Annotated in this window: 1 protein-coding gene; it reads right to left on the bottom strand. The window is 66.7% G+C overall.

Going from position 1 to position 669, the window contains the following annotated elements; translation table 11 throughout:
- Positions 1 to 669 (bottom strand): hypothetical protein (locus QCE69_RS39350; protein ID WP_309936159.1); only part of this gene is annotated, 669 nt, incomplete at both ends.

Raw genomic sequence — 669 nt, 5'->3', positions numbered from 1 at the left:
GCGTGCCCGTCGAGGCGATGCTGTCCGCGCGAAGCGTTGTCTGACGCTGCGCCGCAAGCAGGCCGCTGTTCGCCAGCACTCCGCCCGTCGTGGCGACGACGTCGCCCTGCGCGTAGGTCGTGCCGCGGTTGTCGATGCCGTCGCGTGCTAAAACGTTGAGCGTGCCGCTGGCGTTGGTCTGGCCCGCGAGCACGAGCTTGCCGTTCGCCGTAAGCGTCAAGTCGCCCGCCTGAGCGGCAAGCACGCCGCGCGTCGATACGCCGACGCCATACTCGTTCGACGCCAGAAAGATGCGATTCGCATACATGCCGCCGAGTGCGCTCACGTCGAGCGCGACGACGGGTGCCGTGCCGTTGCCCGCGACCGGCGTCGCGGCGAGCGTATCGTGATCGATGCCGTTCGCGCCGGTAATCGCATTAAGCCGCTTCGCGTAGATGGCCGCGTTCACCTGGATTGCACGCGCGAGCAGGTCGACCTGATCGATGTTGGCGGCGTTCAAGCCCGCACCTTGCACGACGAGGTTGCCGCCACTCACCGTGAAACCCGTCAGCGACCCGTTCGGCCCAAAGTTCGGCGTGCCCGTGGTCAGAATGGCGCGGCTCGTGTTGATGAAGCCGCCCCCGTCGACTATCAATCCGTTTGGATTGGCAACAACGACCTCGGCGCGCG

This window comes from Caballeronia sp. LZ032 (genome assembly GCF_031451315.1).
In the GTDB taxonomy this organism is placed as follows: domain Bacteria; phylum Pseudomonadota; class Gammaproteobacteria; order Burkholderiales; family Burkholderiaceae; genus Caballeronia.
Note: the sequence above shows the minus strand (reverse complement) of the source record. Positions and strands in the feature narration are given on the sequence as shown.